At 61.4% G+C, this 21,013-nt stretch carries 18 protein-coding genes; 10 read left to right on the top strand and 8 right to left on the bottom strand.

Annotated features, from left to right (window positions below; all coding sequences use genetic code 11):
• Positions 1-141 precede the first annotated feature (141 nt).
• The 4 genes from N2A98_RS05560 to rlmF all read left to right on the top strand — a co-directional run bounded on the left by N2A98_RS05560 (position 142) and on the right by rlmF (position 5,269).
• The gene (locus N2A98_RS05560) at positions 142-570 is read left to right on the top strand and encodes a DNA polymerase III subunit chi (RefSeq protein WP_275623126.1); all 429 of its coding nucleotides are present in this window, start codon (positions 142-144) and stop codon (positions 568-570) included.
• A gap of 7 nt (positions 571-577) precedes the next feature.
• A complete protein-coding gene (locus N2A98_RS05555) occupies positions 578-952 on the top strand; it encodes a DNA polymerase III subunit chi (RefSeq protein ID WP_153474981.1) in 375 nt (124 codons plus the stop codon).
• A 214-nt stretch (positions 953-1,166) separates the two neighbouring features.
• Complete coding sequence (locus N2A98_RS05550; protein ID WP_275623125.1) at positions 1,167-4,013, top strand: valine--tRNA ligase; 2,847 nt, start codon at positions 1,167-1,169, stop codon at positions 4,011-4,013.
• 239 nt (positions 4,014-4,252) lie between these two features.
• Positions 4,253-5,269, top strand: coding sequence for a 23S rRNA (adenine(1618)-N(6))-methyltransferase RlmF (gene rlmF, locus N2A98_RS05545; protein ID WP_044272050.1), 1,017 nt, complete (start codon positions 4,253-4,255; stop codon positions 5,267-5,269).
• Between the two features lie 78 nt (positions 5,270-5,347).
• Here the strand turns inward: rlmF and N2A98_RS05540 are convergent, their stop codons facing one another.
• On the bottom strand, positions 5,348-5,629 hold the full coding sequence (locus N2A98_RS05540; protein WP_003188840.1) for an HU family DNA-binding protein: 282 nt from the start codon (positions 5,627-5,629) through the stop codon (positions 5,348-5,350).
• 397 nt (positions 5,630-6,026) lie between these two features.
• Here N2A98_RS05540 and yejK point away from each other — a divergent pair, with 397 nt between their 5' ends.
• Positions 6,027-7,031 (top strand): nucleoid-associated protein YejK, encoded by a 1,005-nt coding sequence (yejK, locus tag N2A98_RS05535; RefSeq protein ID WP_032893412.1) that lies wholly within the window; start codon positions 6,027-6,029, stop codon positions 7,029-7,031.
• Positions 7,031-7,381, top strand: coding sequence for a glutaredoxin family protein (locus tag N2A98_RS05530; RefSeq protein WP_044272048.1), 351 nt, complete (start codon positions 7,031-7,033; stop codon positions 7,379-7,381). Before yejK ends, N2A98_RS05530 begins: the two co-directional genes overlap by 1 nt.
• Before the next feature lie 666 nt (positions 7,382-8,047).
• On the opposite strand, the gene N2A98_RS05525 is transcribed toward N2A98_RS05530, so the two are convergent.
• From N2A98_RS05525 to N2A98_RS05500, 6 genes are all read right to left on the bottom strand, one after another.
• A complete protein-coding gene (locus N2A98_RS05525; RefSeq protein WP_275623124.1) occupies positions 8,048-10,288 on the bottom strand; it encodes a TonB-dependent receptor in 2,241 nt (746 codons plus the stop codon).
• A gap of 154 nt (positions 10,289-10,442) precedes the next feature.
• On the bottom strand, positions 10,443-11,420 hold the full coding sequence (locus N2A98_RS05520; protein WP_275623123.1) for a FecR family protein: 978 nt from the start codon (positions 11,418-11,420) through the stop codon (positions 10,443-10,445).
• Positions 11,417-11,995: an RNA polymerase sigma factor gene (locus tag N2A98_RS05515; RefSeq protein WP_003188829.1), complete on the bottom strand. Its 579-nt coding sequence runs from the start codon at positions 11,993-11,995 to the stop codon at positions 11,417-11,419. Before N2A98_RS05515 ends, N2A98_RS05520 begins: the two co-directional genes overlap by 4 nt.
• Before the next feature lie 7 nt (positions 11,996-12,002).
• Complete coding sequence (locus tag N2A98_RS05510) at positions 12,003-12,329, bottom strand: DUF3325 domain-containing protein (protein ID WP_275623122.1); 327 nt, start codon at positions 12,327-12,329, stop codon at positions 12,003-12,005.
• The gene (locus tag N2A98_RS05505; protein WP_275623121.1) at positions 12,329-13,903 is read right to left on the bottom strand and encodes a PepSY-associated TM helix domain-containing protein; all 1,575 of its coding nucleotides are present in this window, start codon (positions 13,901-13,903) and stop codon (positions 12,329-12,331) included. Before N2A98_RS05505 ends, N2A98_RS05510 begins: the two co-directional genes overlap by 1 nt.
• On the bottom strand, positions 13,900-14,202 hold the full coding sequence (locus tag N2A98_RS05500) for a DUF3649 domain-containing protein (RefSeq protein WP_125969573.1): 303 nt from the start codon (positions 14,200-14,202) through the stop codon (positions 13,900-13,902). The genes N2A98_RS05505 and N2A98_RS05500 overlap by 4 nt, the downstream gene beginning before the upstream one ends.
• A 171-nt stretch (positions 14,203-14,373) precedes the next feature.
• Between N2A98_RS05500 and N2A98_RS05495 the strand changes: the two genes are divergently transcribed.
• From N2A98_RS05495 to fecA, 3 genes are all read left to right on the top strand, one after another.
• Positions 14,374-14,862: a sigma-70 family RNA polymerase sigma factor gene (locus N2A98_RS05495; RefSeq protein WP_003188822.1), complete on the top strand. Its 489-nt coding sequence runs from the start codon at positions 14,374-14,376 to the stop codon at positions 14,860-14,862.
• The gene (locus tag N2A98_RS05490) at positions 14,859-15,800 is read left to right on the top strand and encodes a FecR domain-containing protein (RefSeq protein ID WP_078802536.1); all 942 of its coding nucleotides are present in this window, start codon (positions 14,859-14,861) and stop codon (positions 15,798-15,800) included. The genes N2A98_RS05495 and N2A98_RS05490 overlap by 4 nt, the downstream gene beginning before the upstream one ends.
• Positions 15,801-16,023: 223 nt before the next feature.
• Positions 16,024-18,360, top strand: coding sequence for a TonB-dependent Fe(3+) dicitrate receptor FecA (gene fecA / locus N2A98_RS05485; RefSeq protein ID WP_047712656.1), 2,337 nt, complete (start codon positions 16,024-16,026; stop codon positions 18,358-18,360).
• A 132-nt stretch (positions 18,361-18,492) separates the two neighbouring features.
• Here the strand turns inward: fecA and N2A98_RS05480 are convergent, their stop codons facing one another.
• The gene (locus tag N2A98_RS05480) at positions 18,493-19,365 is read right to left on the bottom strand and encodes a LysR family transcriptional regulator (protein WP_034134807.1); all 873 of its coding nucleotides are present in this window, start codon (positions 19,363-19,365) and stop codon (positions 18,493-18,495) included.
• A gap of 104 nt (positions 19,366-19,469) precedes the next feature.
• On the opposite strand from N2A98_RS05480, the gene N2A98_RS05475 reads away from it, so the two are divergent.
• A complete protein-coding gene (locus N2A98_RS05475; RefSeq protein WP_275623120.1) occupies positions 19,470-20,987 on the top strand; it encodes an MFS transporter in 1,518 nt (505 codons plus the stop codon).
• Positions 20,988-21,013: the final 26 nt, after the last annotated feature.

The following is a 21,013-nucleotide window of genomic DNA, read 5'->3' as shown; positions in this document are numbered from 1 at the left end:
CCGGCCCTTCTGTAGGAGCGAGCTTGCTCGCGAAGATCGCCTTTGACAACGCGTTCACTCTGGATGAACGCGGTGTCCTCTGGTTTTTCGCGAGCAAGCTCGCTCCTACAGGGGGTAATCAGGTCAGCCCCAGGATTTCCAATGCCCCAAGTCGACTTCTATATATTGCCCAGCGCCGATCCCCTCGCCCGCCTGGACTTTGCCTGCAAACTCACCGAAAAAGCCTGGCGCATGGGCCACCGCATCTACCTGCATTGCAGCGATGCCGCCCAACGTGACGAACTCGATGCCCGCCTGTGGCGCTTCAAGGGCGAGAGCTTCGTGCCCCACGGCCCCGCCGAATCCGAACCCGAAAGCCTGGTTGTGCTGGGTTTGGGGGATAATTGCGGCGATCACCATGATTTGCTGGTCAACCTCGACCTGAAAGTACCGGCCTTTGCCCAAGCGTTCTCCCGTGTGGCGGAAGTGGTGGTCGAAGACCCGGCTATTCGTCAGGCCGCGCGGGAGAGTTTCCGTTTCTACCGTGAACAGGGCTATCCTCTGCAAGATCACCGGCTACAACGACTTTGAGTACATGATGGACACTCCCAACCCGCTGAAAAAAGACGACCACCTGCTGGATGACCTGGAGTCGATCCGTCAGTTGCTGGGTGATGACAACCTGCAACCGCCGCTGCTGACCGACACGGTCGAGGGCGAGGTACAGATTCCGCTGTTGTTCGACATGGTCGGCGGCAAGCCTGCCGCCCCTGCTCCTGTGGCTGCAGAACCCGCTCCCGCCGCCGAAAAAGCCCCGGACGCGCTGTTGCTGCACCTGGACAACGAACTGCGCGCCGCTGCGCAATTGATCATGCAGGATGTGATCGATGACTTTGCGCCGCATATCGAGGCTGAGATCAAGCGTCGGATGGATGCGCGGATGGAGCGGTTGCTAAGCCAATACCAGAACTGAACCAGTCAAATATCCCTTGTGGGAGCGGGCTTGCTCGCGAAAGCGGTGTGACAGTCAACAAAAGCACTGGCTGACATACCGCTTTCGCGAGCAAGCCCGCTCCCACATTTGTCATGTGTATGACTCAAGCCCAGTCTTCACCTCGCCCTACGCCCTATCCCCCGTTATACTTGCCGGCTTTCCTGAATAAATGCCAACTAGGGTCCCGCCGCGCATGGATAAGACCTACCAGCCCCACGCTATCGAAACTTCCTGGTACAACACCTGGGAGTCCGAGAACTATTTCGCCCCACAAGGTGCGGGCGACTCGTACACCATCATGATTCCGCCACCGAACGTCACTGGCAGCCTGCACATGGGCCATGGCTTCAACAATGCGATCATGGATGCGTTGATCCGCTTCCGCCGCATGCAGGGTCGCGACACCCTGTGGCAACCGGGCACCGACCACGCCGGTATCGCCACCCAGATGCTGGTGGAACGCCAACTGGAAGCCACCGGCCAGAACCGTCACGACCTGGGTCGCGAGAAATTCCTGGAGAAAGTCTGGGAATGGAAGGACCAGTCCGGCGGCAATATCAGCCGTCAGATCCGTCGCCTGGGTTCGTCCGTAGACTGGAGCCGCGAGCGCTTCACCATGGACGACGGCCTGTCCGAAGCCGTAAAAGAAGCCTTCGTGCGCCTGCACGAAGACGGCCTGATCTACCGCGGCAAGCGTCTGGTCAACTGGGACACCAAGTTGCACACGGCGATTTCCGACCTCGAAGTGGAAAACCACGACGAGAAAGGCTTCCTGTGGAACCTCAAGTATCCGCTGGCCGATGGCGCCAAGACCGCCGAGGGCAACGATTACCTGATCGTTGCCACCACCCGTCCGGAAACCATGCTCGGCGATGCCGCCGTCGCGGTTAACCCGAACGACGAGCGCTACCAGGCGCTGATCGGCAAGTTCGTCGAACTGCCGTTGGTTGGCCGCCGTATCCCGATCATCGCGGACGACTATTGCGACCCTGAATTCGGTACCGGCTGCGTGAAGATCACCCCGGCCCACGATTTCAACGACTATGAAGTCGGCAAGCGCCACAACCTGCCGCTGCTGAACATCTTCGACAAAAATGCCGCCGTATTGCCGGCCTGCCAGGTGTTCAACCTGGACGGCTCGCTCAACGACAGCATCGACGGCAAGATCCCGGCCGAATATGCCGGCCTCGACCGTTTTGAAGCGCGCAAGCAGATCGTTGCCGCCTTCGACGCCGCCGGTTTGCTGGTCAGCGTCGACGACCACGGCCTCAAAGTGCCCAAGGGCGACCGCTCCGGCACCGTGATCGAGCCGTGGCTGACCGACCAGTGGTACGTGTCCACCAAGCCGCTGGCCGAACCAGCGATTGCCGCCGTCGAAGATGGCCGCATCCAGTTCGTGCCTAAACAGTACGAAAACATGTACTTCTCGTGGATGCGCGACATCCAGGACTGGTGCATCAGCCGTCAGCTGTGGTGGGGCCACCGTATTCCGGCCTGGTACGACGAATCGGGCAAGGTCTATGTAGGCCGCGACGAAGCCGAAGTGCGCGCCAAGCACAACCTCGGCGCCGACATCGCGCTGCAACAGGACAACGACGTACTGGACACCTGGTTCAGTTCAGGCCTGTGGACCTTCTCTACCCTGGGCTGGCCGCAGCAGACCGAGTTCCTGAAGAAATTCCACTCCACCGACGTGCTGGTCACCGGCTTCGACATCATTTTCTTCTGGGTTGCCCGGATGATCATGCTCACCATGCACCTGGTGAAGAACGAAGACGGCACCCCGCAGGTACCGTTCAAGACCGTGTACGTACACGGCCTGGTACGCGATGGTCAGGGCCAGAAGATGTCCAAGTCCAAGGGTAACGTCCTGGACCCACTGGATATCATCGACGGCATCGACCTGGAAACCCTGGTGCAGAAACGCACCTCGGGCCTGATGCAGCCGAAACTGGCGAAAAAGATCGAGAAGCAGACCCGCGACGAGTTCGCCGACGGCATCGCCAGCTACGGCACCGACGCCCTGCGCTTCACCTTCTGCTCGCTGGCCTCCACCGGTCGCGACATCAAGTTCGACATGGGCCGCGTCGAAGGCTATCGCAACTTCTGCAACAAGATCTGGAACGCGGCGCGCTACGTGCTGGACAAAGGCGAAGACTGCGGCCAGAACGGCGAAGCCGTTGAACTGAGCCTGGCGGATCGCTGGATCATCTCGCAGCTGCAACGCACCGAAGCCGAAGTGACCCGCCAGCTCGACCAGTTCCGTTTCGATCTGGCCGCCCAGGCCCTGTACGAGTTCATCTGGAACCAGTATTGCGACTGGTACCTGGAACTGTCCAAGCCGGTGCTGTGGGACGAAAACGCGCCGGTCGAGCGCCAGCGCGGCACCCGTCGCACCCTGGTGCGCGTGCTGGAAGTGGCGTTGCGCCTGGCGCACCCGTTCATGCCGTTCATCACCGAAGAAATCTGGCAGCGCCTGGCGCCGCTGGCCGGTATCGAAGGCAAGACCATCATGCTGCAACCTTGGCCGGTGGCCAACGAAGCGCGCATCGATGAGGCCGCCGAAAGCGATATCGAATGGCTCAAGACCCTGATGCTCGGCACGCGCAACATCCGCGCCGAGATGAATATCGGGCCGGGCAAGCCGTTGGCCGTGTTCGTCAAGAACGCCAGTGCCGAAGATCAGCGTCGCCTCAGCGAGAACGATGCGCTGCTCAAGAAGCTGGCCAAGCTGGAGTCGATCACCGTATTGGCAGCCGGTGCCGAAGCACCGCTGTCCGCCACTGCGTTGGTGGGCGACATGGAAGTGCTGGTGCCAATGGCCGGGCTGATCGACAAGGGCGCCGAACTTGCCCGTCTCGACAAGGAAATTGCGCGTCTGCAAGGCGAAGTGCAACGAGTGGGCGGCAAGCTGTCCAACGCGGCGTTCGTCGACAAGGCGCCGGCTGAAGTGATCGAGAAAGAACGCGCCAAGTTGGCCGAGGCAGAACAAGCCTTGGGCAAGCTGGCGGAGCAACATGCGCGGATTTCCAGCCTGTAAGGCTGGCGCCGTGTGAAAAAAGAGACCTTCGGGTCTCTTTTTTTGTCCAGCAAAACGACACCATTTCCGACTCTGAACCCTATCCCTGTGGGAGCTGGCTTGCCTGCGATAGCATCACCTCGGTCTGCCTGATACACCCAGTCGCCTGCATCGCAGGCAAGCCAGCTCCCACATTTGACCGAGTTGTCCTCGGGAATGTGTGACAATGCCCACCACATTGAGCCAACACCAGAATCATCATGACCGCCCCCACTACGCCCAAACCACCGCGCAAGAAGCCTAAAACCGCCGCCACGGCCAAACCCGTCGCGCCGCGCAAAGAGGCCACCCTGCACCCGCGCAACCGCCACACGGGCCGTTACGACTTCCCGGCGCTGATCAAGACCACGCCTGAACTGGCCAAATTCGTGATCATCAATCCCTACGGCAAAGAGAGCATCGACTTCGCCAGCCCGGATGCGGTGCGGGTGTTCAACCGGGCGTTGCTCAAGTCGTTCTATGGCATCCAGCATTGGGATATCCCGGCGGACTATCTATGCCCGCCGGTACCGGGGCGTGCCGACTATGTGCATTTCCTCGCCGACCTGCTGGCCAGCGTCAACGACGGTAAGATCCCGCGCGGGTCGATCGTCAAGGTGCTGGACGTCGGCATGGGCGCCAACTGCGTGTATCCGCTGATTGGCTATATGGAGTACCGCTGGAACTTCCTCGGCTCGGAGGTCGACCCGATCGCCGTGTCCGCCGCCAAGGCCATCGTGCAATCCAACGACCTGAGCAAGGTCATCCAGCTGCGCCAGCAACCCAACCCCAAGCAGATCCTGTTGGGCCTGCTGGAGCCGGGTGAGCGCTTTGACCTTACGATGTGCAACCCGCCCTTCCATGCGTCCATGGACGAAGCCACCAAAGGCAGCGAGCGCAAGTGGCGCGCCTTGGGCAAGGCCGACCCGAAACGCAAGTTGCCGGTGCTTAACTTTGGTGGTCAATCGGCCGAACTGTGGTGTGAGGGCGGCGAGGCGCGGTTTGTGACGCAGTTGATCGCCGAAAGCGCGCACTTTGCGCATAAAGTGCTGTGGTTCAGCACTCTGGTGTCCAAAGCCTCCAACTTGCCGGCGATCGAAACGGCGCTGAAAAAAGCCGGCGTGCTGGAAAGCCAGGTAGTCGAGATGTCCCAGGGGCAGAAGCAGAGCCGCTTTGTGGCCTGGACGTTCCAGACCAAGAACGAGCAGCAGATCTGGCGCCAGCGCTGGGTTCGATAAGCCCGCCACACAATAAAATCGCAGGCAATAAAAAACCGTGCCCGGATCACTCCGAAGCACGGTTTTTTTTGCTGCGTCTTACTTGTTAACAGCGTCGGTCAGGCCTTTAGCCACAACCAGCTTGATAACTTTCTTGGCAGCGATTTCGATGGCAGCGCCAGTCGAAGGGTTACGGCCAGTACGGGCAGGACGCTCGGTCACTTTCAGTTTGCCAACGCCTGGCAGAGTGATTTCGCCGCCATTTTCCAGCTGATCAGCAACAACTTGGCTCAGTTGGTCCAGCAGAGCACGCACGGTAGTTTTCGGTGCGTCTACTGCTTCAGCCAGGTCAGCGATCAGTTGGTCTTTAGTAATAGCCATTGTGGTGTTCCTTCCCTATCAAATTCATATGGATTGCAGAGTGCAGTGTCAGCCGTCGAGCCCGACCGTCATGGCCTGGCATCCCCGGCCATAACCACGGAGATCGGGGTTATAGATGCTTGAAACGGGGATTGGTTCGACCTGACAAATGCTGAATGCACGCTTAACGCCGAGACGTGGCGTAAGACGGGGCAAAACTAGCACAGAGACGGGGAAATATCCGCCTCAACATACCCATTTGGTCAGCTTTATCGCTCTAAACCGTGAAAAAAAGGCATATGGCCAGTCGGAGGGCGTGCAAAATGCCGTTCGGGGCACGTCTTGACCAATGGGTGCGGTACACTGGGCGACTTTTCGGGGAGGCCAACCGCTCCCCCTTCAACCAGCCGAGAAGCCTATGCCGATCCGTCATTGCATCGTCCACCTGATCGACAAAAAACCCGACGGCACACCCGCAGTTCTTCACGCCCGCGACACGGAACTGGCCGAGTCCGCCGCCATCGAGAACATGCTTGCCGACCTCAACGAGAGCTACAACGCCAAACAAGGCAAGGCCTGGGGTTTCTTCCATGCCGAGTCCGGCGCGCACCCGTTCAGTGGCTGGTTGAAGGACTACTTTGACGGTGGCCAGGACTTCACCACCTTCAGCCGCACGGCGGTTGAGCACCTGCAAAAGCTGATGGAGGAATCCAACCTCTCCACCGGCGGCCACGTGCTGTTTGCCCACTATCAGCAAGGCATGACCGACTACCTGGCCATCGCCCTGCTGCACCACAGCGAAGGCGTGGCGGTGACCGACGAGCTGGACGTGACGCCCTCGCGCCACCTGGACCTGGGCCAGTTGCACCTGGCGGCGCGTATCAACGTCTCCGAGTGGCAGAACAACAAGCAGTCCAAGCAGTACATTTCCTTCATCAAAGGCAAGAACGGCAAGAAGGTCTCGGAGTACTTCCGCGACTTTATCGGCTGCCAGGAAGGCGTCGACGGCCCAGGCGAAACCCGCACCCTGCTCAAGGCGTTCAGTGACTTCGTCGAAAGCGAAGACCTGCCCGACGAGTCCGCCCGCGAGAAAACCAAGACCCTGGTGGACTACGCCAGCAGCCAGGCCAAGCTCGGCGAACCCATGGGCCTGGAAGAGCTCTCCGGGCTGATCGATGAAGACCGGCCAAAAGCCTTCTACGACCACATCCGCAACAAGGATTACGGCCTGTCGCCGGAGATTCCGGCCGATAAACGCACCCTCAACCAGTTCCGCCGCTTCACCGGGCGTGCTGAGGGCTTGTCCATCAGCTTTGAAGCGCACCTGCTGGGCGACAAGATCGAGTATGACGAAGCCGCCGGCACCTTGATCATCAAGGGCCTGCCGACCCAACTGACCGACCAGCTCAAGCGCCGTAACTGATGCTGGGCGGGGTGCTCAAGAAAGTCCTGCTGGTGTTGCTGGTGGTGGTTGCGATCCAGAACTGGGGCAAGGTCGAGCGGCTGTTCAACCCGTCCCAGGTGGCGCCCGAGCACATACGCGCCTCTGCGCGCGTGGTGCTTTACGCCACCGAGTGGTGTGGGTACTGCAAGCAGATCCGGCGCTTTCTGGACCAGAAAGGTATCCCGTACCAGGCCGTCGATATCGAGAAGGATGCCCAGGCGCGCAAGGCGTATGAGGCGCTGGGCGGTGGCGGGATTCCGTTTGTGGATGTGAACGGCACCTTGATTCGCGACTACAATCCTGAAGCGATCATGGCTGCATTGAAGTAACCCGCAATCAAATGTGGGAGCTGGCTTGCCTGCGATGGCGGTGTAACAGGTTCAATACCTGTGACTGACACACCGCTATCGCAGCATAGGTATCTACACAACTTCGAGTATTGCACCGAACTTGCTCCCGTGGCGGCCTGACTGCCAGCGACTCTCTAAATGACACAACGCGATCCAAATGTGGGAGCGGGCTTGCTCGCGAAGGCGGCCTGGCAGTCAACACAGTTGGATTGCGTACATATCCATTGCTGCGGTAACGGCTGCCTAGGGTTCCGCCCTGACGGCGGCTCACTTTTGAAAAGCGCAAAAGTAAGCAAAACGCTCTTGCCCCACCACTCGGCACCTCGCCTAGGCTCGGTGTGCCCGTAATCCGCCAGTGATTTGGGGGGCCGCCGCCACGCGCCATCCATGGCGCGGGGCGGCTAAACCGGCATCCCTGCCGGTTTACCCCCCAAATCCCTGTCGAATTCCGGCCAGCGTGGTTTAACGGGGCGCTTAAGATCAAGATCAAAAGCAGATCAAAAGCAGATCAAGAGCAAGAGCGGCTCGCTTCGCATCGTGGTTACCGTTGGCTGTTACAACCGACAAAATTGTGTAGATGCCTATGGCTATTGCAGGCAAGCCCCAACAACAAGTCAGCTCTGCACATCGTGCTTTGGGGTGGGCTTAGAAGTTGGCCTCCAGCGACACCATCGCCGTACGCTCTTCACCCACGTTGTAGTACGCCGTGCTCGCCCCCAACCCGTTCACCGGGGCCGAGTTGAACGCCACGGTACGCGCCGAGCTCAAGTACTCCTTGTCGAACACGTTGAGCATCGAAAACCGCAGCGCGGCCGACTTGATGACCTTCTTATCCACCGGCAAATAAATACCCGCGTTCAGGTCGAACACCGTGCGGCCTTCGATCTTCTCCTTGTTGGTCAAATCGCCGTAGAAGCTGCCGACATACTTGCCTGCAATGTTGCCGTAGAACCGCGAATCGTCATACCCGAACACCAGGTTGAACATGTTTTCCGGCACGTTGGCCAATTGCTTGCCCGAGGTCGGCAACAGGACATTCTTGCTGAGCAAATCGTCCTTCTGTTCGGATTGGGTGTAGGTATAGGACGCGTAGTAGTTGAAGTTGTGCGGCAGCAGGCCGCTCCATTCCAATTCCAGGCCTTTGTTATCGACAGTGCCGACGTTGAGCACCATGTAGTCACCGCTGGCATCGGTGGTCGAGACCTGGCGATCCTTGAAGCTGATGTAGAACAGGGTCGCGCTCAGCGCCATGTCGTCTTCGGTGTAGCGCCAGCCCAACTCCTGGTTCCAGCTCAGCTCGGACTTGAGGCTGACGGAGTCGCCCTTGTTGTACAGCACGTAGTTGGGCGGCGTGCGCATATTGCGGGTGACGTTGTAGAACGCCTGGTTGCTGTCGTCGAGCTGATACTTGGCGCTGAAGTTGGGCAGGAACTGGTGGTAACGGGTGTTACGTTTTTCCGGCGTGTCGTACAGGCTGCCGAGATTGTTGCCGTCACGCTCGACATATTGGTAGGCCACGCCACCAACAAAACTCAGGTCCGGTGTGGCTTGCCAGTTGTCCTGTACCCAGAGTTTCTGCGCCGGGGTGACGGTGTAGTAGTGGCGGCCCTGGACCGTAGCGCCGTTTTTGTCGACCACCTGGCCGCCGCTGTTGTAGTCGCCCCACACATCGTCGGGGGCACCTTCGTTGTTGATGCCGATAAACGGCTGAGTCTGGCGCTGGCGTGCGCGTTCGTACCAGTAGCCGTAGTCCAGGCTGTGTTCTTCGTTGATGTCCCACTTCATTTTCGCCGTAAATCCGGGGCGCCAGGTTTCGGTCCACGAAGGGCGGTAATAGTTGGCCGATTGCAGGTTACTCAGGTCGTAATTGCCGGCCTTGTCGGACTTTGGCCCCAGGTTGGAGGCGGTCTGGCCGCTGAAGCTGCCACCGTTGGCCCAGTAGTAGTACGGCGTGAGCGTCAGCGACAAGTTGTCCTGCAGTTGCCAGCGCTGGGTCAGCGTGGCGTTGACGCTTTCGAACGGGTTGCGGTTGAGCTTGTAGGACGCCGACAGCAAACCGGCCTTGTACACCGGGCTTTGCGCGTAATCCTTGCGCCGCCCTTCGGTGTCGAACTGCGCTTTGCTCAGGCTGTTGTAGTTGTAGTTTTCCTGCTTGTTGTACTTGATCGTAGCCAGTGTGGAATTGCCGTTATCCCCTTCAAACAGGCTGCTCCACTCGATCTTGTCGCTGCGCAGAGTGCCCTTGCCGCGCCACTTGTCACCTTCCAGGTGCGACGCCGATACCCAGGTTTTCAGGCCACCCAAGTCACCGGTGTTCGCTCGCACGAAGGTCTTGCGCAGGGCGTTGGCACCGACGATCTGTTTGGCGAACACCCCGGCGTCCTTGGTCGGGCGAATGGTGATCATGCCGATGTTGCCGCCGCTGGAGCCGATGTGCGGGCCGTCGGCCTCGGAGGAACCCTGGGTGGCGAACACTTCGGCCAGGTTTTCCGGGTCGCCCAATTGGTTGGAGTACACACTGTAGTTGCCCGAGTCGTTGATCGGCACGCCGTCCACCGAGACGCCGACCTGGTCGGAACTCATGCCGCGCATGGTGAAGTTGGTGCCACTGGTGCCGCTGGCATCATCGCTGGAAACGTTGATGCCCGGCGTGTACTTGAGCTTGTCGATGGCGTTGGCGGTGGCCGACATTTCGTCCATGGCTTGCTTGGTCACCGTCGAGCGCGCCTTGGCACTTTCTTCGAGAATCATGTGACCACTGCCAAGGGTTAGCTTGCCGGCGATGTTCACCGAGCCGACATCCTGGGCATCATCGGCCAAAACCAGCGGCGCAAAGCCGCCCAGGCCCGATGCCAGAAGCAGGGCATAAAGAGTGTTGTCGTTCACGTGTAGATCCCTTACTGACATTGTTGTGTTGTATGGGGCAGATGCGAGCTTCCTGACCACTTGTTCAGGAACCAGGGATGATCCACGGCACGTGTAACCGTTTGGTGACAGGTTTTGGTGATTGCGATGAAGGTTCGATGAAGGCGCTGCGGGCTTAGCGCAGTACAATCATGCGACCTAAGAGGGTGTGCTGTTCAAAACCCAGCACCGCTTGCAAGGCGTTCAAGACCGCGACTGGGTCCTGACTCGGAAAGCTGCCGCTGACGCGTCTGGCTGCCATGTCTTGGTTAAGCAGAAGTATGCGGCCGGGGTAATAACGCCGCAGGTCCTCGACCACCTCGGCCAGGGGTGCCTTGTAGTAGTTGAGCCAACCCTCGCGCCAGGCCAGGCGTGAGGCGCTGTCGACGCCATGCAAGGGCGCGGCAATACCATCGGCGTAGGCCACTTGCTGGCCCGCGGTCAGCACCTGTTGCTGGCCGTGTTTGGAGGGCGTCACGCCCACACGGCCGGACAGCACAGTGACCTCAGCACCGTCAGGTTGCAGGCGCACTTCAAACTGCGTTCCCAGTACCCGCGCTTCACCGCCGCTCGCCTCCACCACGAAGGGGTCGCCGGTGTGGGTCACGCTGAAAAAACCTGCACCACGGCGCAGTTGGATGTGCCGTTCGCCCTGGCTGAAATCCACCGCAATGGCGCTGTCGGCGTCGAGGGTGACCTTGGATTGATCGGCCAGGGTGAAGGTCTTCACCTGCCCCGGCGCCGTCACATAATCGGCGCCCCACTCATCGACCCAGCGTGACGGCTGCCAACCGGCGCCCATCGATACCAGCAGCAGCAGGCAGGCGGCGACGGCCAAGGCACCGGACCAACGCGCTACCCGGGAGCGTTTGGAGGCGTTGATCGTATTGAGGTAGCCCTGCAAGGCGAGTGCGTCCTCGTCGGCCAGTTGGCGCGCTGGCACTTCGCTCAATTCCCAGAGCACCTGGGCTTGGGAGTAGGCCTCGACGTGTGCGGGATCTGCGCGTAACCAGCGGCTGAACGTGGCCTGGTCGCCGCTGCTGGGCTGGTCATGCAGCAGGCTCAGCCAATCGAGCGCGGCCTGTTCCTGGGCGGGCGTGGGCGTGACGTTCACGGGGCTTTCCCTGGCGTGCGTGGCGGCGAGGGTTCGCGAAGGCTGGCCTTGCAGGCTTCGAGGGCGCGCATCATATGTTTTTCCACGGCGCTTTGGGACAGGCCCATGGCCTTGGCGATTTCGGCGTACTTGCGCCCGTGAATGCGGTTTAGCAGGAAAATCTGGCGGGTGCGCTCGGGCAAGCTGCGCAAGGCGGCTTCCACATGGCGCAGATCATTGCCCGCCTCCAGCGCCGCCTGGGGTTCGCAGCCTTGATTGTCTGACTGCTCGGGCAGCCAGCCTTCACTGCTGCGCGCCCGTGCGCCTTCGCTGCGCAGGTGGTCGATGGCGATATTGCCGGCGCAACGCAGCAGGTAGGTGCTCAGCTCTTCGACCTGCACCAGCGGGCGACGCCAAAAGCGCAGGAACAAATCCTGCACCAGGTCGGCTGCCGTGGCGCGGCACCCGACGCGACGGCTGACCAACGCCTCCATTTGCGAACGCTGGGACAAAAACACCTGCAAAAAGTGCGCACGCCCACCGGCCGCCTCCGCATGCGGATTGTCCTGGGGTTGCGGCGGTGGGTTGATCCTCATGACCGACTCAAGATAGGGCGAACGCCGCAACAGGGCTGGCCAACAGGCCGAGGCCCGCCAGAATCAAGGCCAGCCTTGGCCGATACGGCAGCAGCAACACCAGCAGCAAGGCGCTGAGCATCAACACCGCGCACCACTCCACCAGGCCCTGGCCCCAACCGGCGCCAAGCACGGCCGGCCAGATCGACAAGGCCAACAGCAACCAGCCGCCCACCCGCAGCCCCAGGCGCCGCGTGGGCGTGGGTTTGCTGTGCAGCAATTCGCCGTGGTGACGGTCGGTGGACAAACACAGCGCGGTAAACCCGGCGTAGCACATCATTAGCGCGAGGAGCATCAGTGGGCCTGCTGCTTGAGTGTCAACCCGCGGGCACGTTCAGCCTTGGGTTGTGGCGCGGTGCGGTGGTGCATCTTCCACGCCGCCCACGCCAGGAACATGCCGCTGGCCAGGCAGGTGAGGTCGAAGCCGGCCATGGCCCAATCGCCGTTTGGCAGGGAGACGCCCAAGTGGTGCGCGGTGGTGATGGCGTTAAGCAGTGGAATGGCGGCAAACAACAGCGCGCCGAGGCTCAGTTGCTCAACCCAACCCTGGCGACCGCGCCGCAGCAAGGCGTGCAACAGGCTCAGGCCCCAGGCGATAAAGAACGCCTGCACTTCCCAGTCGGAACGCGCAGCGAAGCTTACCGGCAACAGGCGGTTGGCCCAGAAAAAAGCCGCAATGGCGATCATCAATCCGGACATGCTGGCAATATTCAGCACCTCCACCAGGCGCAGTTCAAAGGGCATGACCGGGGCCTTGGCGTGCTTGAGCTGGCGCTTGCCCAGCCAGATCACCAAGCCCGTGCCGATCATCGCCGTGCCCGCCAGGCCGCAGATAAAGTACAACCAGCGCAGTACCGGGCCGGCGAAATGGCCCATGTGCAAACCGTAGAAACTGCCACCGATGGCCGTCGCCAATGACGGCTCGGCACTGCCTCGCAACAGCTCGCCAGTGGCGCCGTTGAACGACAGGGTACTGCCGGAGGCATGCACCACGCTGTCGGAGCCGGCGCGAGACACATTGACCGAGGCGTTGGCATCGCCGGGGTTGTTGACCGCCACACGCCCCACATGCCCGCCCGCCCACTGTTCCCGCGCCTGCTGGTACATCGGCATCAACGGCAGCAGTTTGCCCGGCTGGCCGAGGGCTGGCGGATTGTCGGTAGCGGGGAACAACTCGCTGAAGAACGCCCGGCTGTCGTCGCCATAGGACGCCACGATGGGCGCAGGCATGACCATGCTCATGAAAATCACCAGGCTGCTGTAGGTGATCATCAGGTGAAACGGCAATACCAGCACACCCACCGCGTTGTGCCCGTCCAGCCAGGAGCGCTGGCCTTTGCGCGGGCGGAAGGTGAAGAAGTCCTTGAAGATTTTCTTGTGGGTAATGATGCCGGTGATCAGCGCGACGAACATCACCATGGCGGCGATGGTCGACAGCCAGCGGCCCCAGGGGTAAGGCATTTGCAGCTGGAAGTGGAAACGATAGAAGAACTCGCCGCCCTTGCTTTCGCGCGCCTGCACCGGTTGGCCGGTGACGGGGTCGAGGACTTTCTGGATGAAGGTGCCGCGCTTGCCGGGCTCGAGCTTGTCTTGCCACATCACCGATAGGCCGGGGTCGCGGCGGGTCGGCAAGGTAATGAACCAGCGCGCGGCGGTGGGTGCCTGCTGTTGCAGGTAGCTTTGCGCCACGGCGAGGCTGCGCCCATCGTCCAGGGGATGGGCCTGCACTTCGGGCTGCATCCAATGGGTAATTTCGTCTTTGAAATAGGCCAGGGTGCCGGTCAGGAAAATCGCGAACAGCAGCCAACCGAAGATCAAGCCTGCCCAGGTGTGCAACCAGGCCATGGCCTGGCGAAAGCCCTCTTTCATGTGCGAGCCATCCAGAAACCAATGCCGGCCAGGGTGGCAAACAGCGCACTCGGCACCATCACCCCTGCCCAGGCGCGCCATGCCGTGCGGCAGGCAAAACACCAGAGCACCGCCAACAGGTAGAACACAAAGGAACTCATCATGCCGGTGACCACCGCATCGGCACGGGCAGTGGGCAGCCACAGCGCCAGGCAGATGGCAGCCAGGGAGGCCATCAGGTAACCGCCAATCACTGCCGCCAGCACGCGCGAGGTGACGGCGAGGCGGTAGGAAGCGGGCAATGAGGTTTTGCTTTTCATGCGGCAGGCGCCTGATTCATCAGCGTGCAATATTAATGATAAATATTCTCATATGCAAAAGAGAACGGATGAATCACCTCCCTTCGCCGATTGCCGAACCTGGTCACGCGCCCTACAATGCGAACAATTCTTGTTCTCTAAAGCATATCGAATGCTTGCGGAGTGATCGCGTTGCAGCCGTCCAATCCCGTCGAAGTGTTGTACAACGACCATCACCACTGGCTCACCGGCTGGTTGCGACGCAAGCTCGGCTGCCCGGACAACGCGGCCGACCTGGCGCAGGACACCTTTATCCGCGTGCTCAGTGCCCGGGAAGCGCCCACGCTGATCGAGCCGCGCGCCTTCCTCACCACCGTGGCCAAGCGTGTGCTGTTCAACTTCTACCGCCGCCAGGACCTGGAACGCGCCTACCTTGAGGCCTTGGCGCAGATGCCCGAACACGTGGCGCCGTCGGAAGAAGACCGCGCGATCATCCTGCAAACCTTGCTGGAACTGGACCAACTGCTCGACGGCTTGCCCAAGCAAGTCAAACGCGCCTTCCTGTTGGCCCAACTCGACGGCCTGACCTACGCGCAAATCGGCGCACAACTGGGCATCTCCATCGCCACCGTCAAACGCCACCTGACCAAAGCGGCCATGCGCTGCTACTTCGCCCTATGAACGTCTCCAGCCAAGTCGCCGAACAAGCCGTGCACTGGTTGCTGGAAATGCAGCAAGGCGCGCTCAACCCACGCCAGCAGGCGGCCTGGCAGCAATGGTTGAATGCCCACAGCGAACACCAACGCGCGTGGGAGCAGATCCAGCGCGTCAACCAACGCCTGCGCGGCGTGCCCTCGCCCCTGGCTCACGCCGCGTTGAATGCCCCCACCTCCAGCAACCGGCGCCAGGCGCTTAAGTTGCTGCTGATTCTGGGCGCAGGTTCAGCCGCCGCCTGGAGCCTGCGCCAGCAACATATCCTGCCGCCGCTGACGGCTGACTATCGCAGCCCGGTGGGCCAGCGCCGCACGGTGCAATTGGCCGACGGCAGCCAGTTGCAGCTCAACACCGGCAGCGCCGTGGATGTGCATTTCGACGGCCAACAGCGCCTGGTGCGCCTGCTTGAAGGTGAAATCCTGCTCACCGCCCGCGCAGGCCAGGCGCCGTTGCACGTGCTGACCGGCCAGGGCCTGCTCAGCAGCCAGGCGGCGCGCATGAACGTGCGCCAGTTCAACGACCACACCCAACTGGCGGTGCTGGCCGGCCAGGTCGAGGTAATGCCCAACCGCTACAACGGCTTGGCGCTGAGCGTCGACGCCGCGCACCAAGTCAATTTCACCCGCAAAGGCTGGGACACCCCGCGCGCCACCGACGCCAACAGCGGCGCCTGGGCCGACGGCATGCTGGTGGCCGCACATATGCGCCTGGAAGACTTCTTGAGTGAACTGGGGCGCTATCGTCGCGGCCAGCTCCATTGCGATCCACAAGTGGCCAACTTGCTGCTGTCCGGCAGTTACCCATTGGATGACAGCGAACGCATCCTCGACCTGCTGGAAATCAGCCTGCCGGTGAAAGTGCGGCGTTTTACGCGTTATTGGGTGACCGTGCAGGCACGTGCGTGATGCATAGCGCTTTTTTGTAGGAGCGAGCTTGCTCGCGAAAAACCTCAACCCACCGCGTTAAACCAGACAACCCGCGTGATCGTTGACGACCTTCGCGAGCAAGCTCGCTCCTACAGTGGGCGGTGAGCTCGAAATATTTTTTGCAGCTGTGAGCCGTTTTCCGCACCTGGCGTGACAGAGAAGGAAAGCCCCCCTTGATCCTTCCTTCTCAGGACCGCCCTTCATGCCCCAGCAACCGACGCTTCTCGCCCGTACCCTGCGCCAACTCCTGCTCGGTGCCAGCCTCAGCCTGACCGCACTGCCGGCGGTGATGGCAGCCGACGCCAAGGCGTACCACATTGCGCCGACCACCCTGGAAGCGGCCCTGAATCAATTCGGGCGTGAAGCCGGCGTGCTGGTGTCCTTCGGTTCCGCAGTGACGGCAGGTATGCAAAGCCCTGGGCTGTCGGGCAGTTACAGCGCTGCCGATGGTTTGCAAAAACTGCTGGAAGGCACTGGCCTGCAAGCCCGCGCCGAGGGTGATAACGCCTACAGCCTGCAACCGGCCGGCGCCCCCGCGACCCTGGAGCTGCAGACCTCCAACGTGGTCGGCGACTGGCTCGGTGATGCGGCGCAAACCAACGTGTTCGAGCACCCCGGCGCCCGTGATGTGATCCGCCGCGAAGAATTCGAACGCCAGGGCGCCACCCAGGCCCGCGATGTGCTCAACCGCATCCCCGGCGTCAACGCCCCGGACAACAACGGCACCGGTAGCCACGACATGGCGCTGAACTTCGGCATTCGCGGGCTCAACCCACGCCTGGCGTCGCGCTCCACGGTGCTGATGGATGGCATCCCGGTGCCCTTCGCGCCCTACGGCCAGCCACAACTCTCCTTTGCGCCGATCAGCATGGGCAACATGGACGCTGTGGATGTGGTTCGTGGCGGCGGCGCGGTGCGCTACGGCCCGCAAAACGTGGGAGGCATCGTCAACTTCGTCACCCGGGCTATCCCGGATGCGCCGACGGTCAAAGGTGGCTTGCAGACCGAGACCAGCCCTTCCTCCAGCCACGACGGTTTCAAGACCACCGGCAACCTGCTGGCCGGCGGCACCGCCGACAATGGCCTGGGCGGCGCGCTCTTGTACTCCGGCACCCGCGGCGGCGATTGGCGTGAAAACAGCAACACGCGCATCGACGACCTGATCCTCAAGGGCAAATACCAACTGGACGACGCCAACAGCTTCAACGCCATGGCGCAGTACTACGAAGGCCAGGCCGATATGCCAGGCGGTTTGAACGTCAAGGACTACAAGGCCGACCCGTACCAGTCCACTCGCCCTTACGACAAGTTCTGGGGCCGCCGCACCATGTTCAACGTCGGCTATCGCTACGAGCAGGACCGCCGCGAATTCACGGTCAACAGTTTCTTCACCAAGACCCTGCGCAGCGGTTACCTGGACCAGGGCAGTTTCCTGTCACTGTCGCCACGGGAATATTGGGTACGCGGCCTGGAAACCCGCTTCGCCCAAGGCTTTGACCTTGGCCCTACCAGCCATGAAGTCGGCGTGGGCTACCGCTACATCAATGAAGCCGGCCATGAGCTGCGCTACCGCACGCCGATCGCCGCCAACCAGCAGATCCCCACCACCAACAGCCGCAACGACCGCGACACGCGCGGCGGCACCGAAGCCAATGCGTTCTTCATCGACGACCGCATCGACATCGGCAAGTGGACCATCACCCCAGGCATTCGCTACGAGATGATCGAGTCCCAGCAGACCAACAACCTGAGCAACGTCAAATACAAGGGCGACTACAACACCGCACTCCCGGCGCTGAACGTGCTCTACCACCTCACCGACGACTGGAACCTGTATGCCAACACCGAAGGCTCGTTCGGCAGCGTGCAATACAGCCAGATGCCCAACCGTGTGAACAGCGGCGAAGTAAAACCGGAAAAAGCCCGCACCTGGGAACTCGGCACGCGCTATGACAACGGCAACCTGCGCGCAGAAATCGGTGCGTTCCTGATCAACTTCGACAACCAGTACGACAGCAACCAGACCAACGACACCGTGATCGCCCGGGGTGAAACGCGCCACCAGGGCATCGAGTCGAGCATCAACTACGCCCTCGACGGCCTGAGCCCGGCGCTGGCCGGGTTTGATGTGTACGCCACCTACGCCTATGTCGACGCGACCATCCGCGAAGACGGCCCGAACAAAGGCAACCGCGTGCCCTTCTCCTCCAAGCACAAAGGCACGCTCGGCGTGGGTTACACCGAAGGCCCATGGAAGCTGAATGTGGACAGCAGCTACCAGAGCAGCCAGTTTGCCGACAACGCCAACACCCAGGCCGAAAGCGCCGACGGTGCCAATGGACGCATCCCCGGCTACATGCTGTTCAGCAGCCGCGCAGCCTATGACTTCGGCCCGCAGCTGTCGGATTTGAACGTGGCGGTTGGAGTGAAGAACATCTTCAACAAGCAGTACTACACCCGCTCGTTTGACGACAACAACAAGGGCAAGTACGTGGGTGAGCCGCGCACGGTGTATGTGCAAACCTCTATCGCGTTCTGACCGCATTTTGTAGGAGCGAGCTTGCTCGCGAAAAACTCACAGGCGCCGCGTTCATATAGCAAGCACGCGTTATCGTTGACGTTTTTCGCGAGCAAGCTCGCTCCTACAGATGATTTTCAGTGTGTTCAGGATCTAACTGCCCGCCAGGCAACTCGGGGTGGCGGCCACCAACGCGTCAATCGCACACCGCGTCTTGGCCGGCATATGCGCCGCCGTCGGCCAGATCACATGGATCGGCGCAGGTTGCTCACGGTAGCTGGGCAGCACGGCTTGCAACTGCCCGCGCAGCGCGTAGTGGGCAATCAACCAACTCGGCAACCAGGCCAGGCCCACGCCCGCGATGGCGGCATCGGCTACGGCCTGGAGGTCGTCCAGGATCAGGGGAGAGACCAGGCGCGAGCGCTGCGCGGTGTTGCTGCGGTAGGCAATACCACGATGAGCGGCCAGGTCTTCGATACTTTCAATGGCGCCCTTGCGCTGCAAATACGCCGGTGACGCCGCCAGCCCCATGACCTGCTGCCCCAGGCGCCTTGCACTCAGGCGGTCGGTGTCGGGCAACGGGCCGATGCGCACGGCGATATCGAAGCCTTCCTGCACCAAGTCGATCATGCGGTCGGAAAAACAAAGGTCGATTTCCAGTTCCGGATAGCTGTCCATCAGGGCCCACAACGCTGGCGCGGCATAGTGATGACCAAACGCCAGGGGTACGCTCACTCGCAAACGCCCGCGGGGTTGCTGACGGCCGCTTTCCAGCACCGACTCGGCCGCCTCCAACTCTGCCAACGCGCGCAGGCAATGCTCGTAGTACGCCTGCCCGTCCTCGGTCAACCGCTGGCGCCGGGTGGAACGCTGTAACAGGCACGTGCCCAAGCGTGCCTCCAGGCGCGCCAGGCCCTTGCCTACCGCCGAGCGCGTGAGGTTCAGGCGTTCGGCGGCTTCGGTGAGGTTGCCGCTTTCGACAACCTGCAGAAAGAGTTCAACACCATCAAAACGAGGAGTAGCCATGCTTAATTGTCGCCCTTTGTTCCCTTATCGATGGAAAAGTTGTCGCCAATAAAGAACCTCATTCCCGAGAGAATAGCCCCTCCCGCTCTCGAAAGGAATGTCGTATGCCCCGCGCCGCCGCACTCTCGGCCCTCACTCCCCCGCGTACCGCCAGGAACGGCCTGGCCCTCACCGCCGTCTGCCTGGTGGCCCTGATGTTCGGCCTGGAAATCTCCAGCGTGCCGGTCATCCTGCCGACGCTGGAACAGGAACAGGAACTGGGCACGGGCTTTCAAGACGCCCAATGGATCATGAATGCCTACACCCTGGCCTGTACCAGCGTGCTGATGGCGGCGGGCACCTTGGCGGATCGCTTTGGTCGTCGGCGCGTATTGGTGGTGTGCCTATGGCTGTTCGGGCTAGCTTCATTGGCCTGTGGGCTGGCCGACAGCGCCGCCACGCTGATCGTGGCGCGGTTTGTTCAAGGTATCGGCGCCGGGGCAATGATGATTTGCCAGTTCGCGATCTTGTCCCACCAATTCCGCGAACCCGCGACGCGTGCGCGGGCCTTTGCGATATGGGGCGTGATCGCTGGCGTGGGCCTGGGTTTCGGGCCGATGGTGGGGGCCTTGATCCTGGCCGTGGCGGACTGGCGCTGGGTGTTCCTGGTGCACGTGCCGCTGACCCTGTTCACCTTGGCGTTGTTGCACATCAGCGTGCAGGAATCCCGCGACCCAGCCAGCCATCGCCTCGACATTGCCGGCATGCTGACCATGACACTCACGGTGTTTGCGCTGGTCTATTTCATCACCCAGGGCAGCGAAATCGGCTTTGGTACCCCGGCGATGCTCGGCTGGGCCGGCCTGTCGGTCTTCGGGCTGCTGCTGTTTATCTGGATTGAGCGGCGCAGTGCCCACCCAATGTTCGACTTCTCGGTGTTGCGCATCCAGCGTTTCAATGGCGCGTTGATGGGCTCGATCGGCATGAACTTCAGCTTCTGGCCGTTCATGATCTACCTGCCGTTGTATTTCCAGGCGGGCCTGGGTTACGACACGCTGACCACCGGCGCCGCCTTGCTCGCGTACACCTTGCCCACTTTGCTGGTGCCACCGCTGGCCGAACGCCTAGCCCTGCGCTTTGGCGCCGAACGCATCATTCCCCTGGGCCTGGGAACAATGGGCGCAGGGTTCATGGGGATGGCCGCCGTTAATTACGCCGAACAGCCCAGCACCGCGATGGTGCTGCTCAGTTGCGTGATCGCGGGTATCGGACTGGCGTTGACCAATTCGCCGACCACCAATACCACCACCGGCGCCGTCTCGAATGACCGCGCCGGCATGGCCTCGGGCATCGACTTCAGCGCACGGCTGATCACCCTGGCGCTCAATATCGCGCTGATGGGCCTGGTGCTGTTGTTGGGGATCAGCCATCACCTGGCCCATGTACTGCCTGCCAGCACGGCACTGGAGTGGGCAAGCCTCAGCCAGCATATTGCCGCAGGCAAGTTGGATGCGCCGGGGCTGACCGTTCTGGATGCGCAAACAGCGCTACGCAGCGGCGCCGGCTGGGCCATGCTCTTTGCGGGCTTGGGCGCTAGCGGGTTGGCGGTGTTGAGCCGGTATTTCTTCCGGCGCGAGCGCTGAACGAAAAACGGGCCTGCAAATGCAGG

The sequence above is a fragment of the Pseudomonas sp. FJ2-5-13 genome (assembly GCF_029201605.1).
Classification (GTDB): domain Bacteria; phylum Pseudomonadota; class Gammaproteobacteria; order Pseudomonadales; family Pseudomonadaceae; genus Aquipseudomonas; species Aquipseudomonas lactis.
Note: the sequence above shows the minus strand (reverse complement) of the source record. Positions and strands in the feature narration are given on the sequence as shown.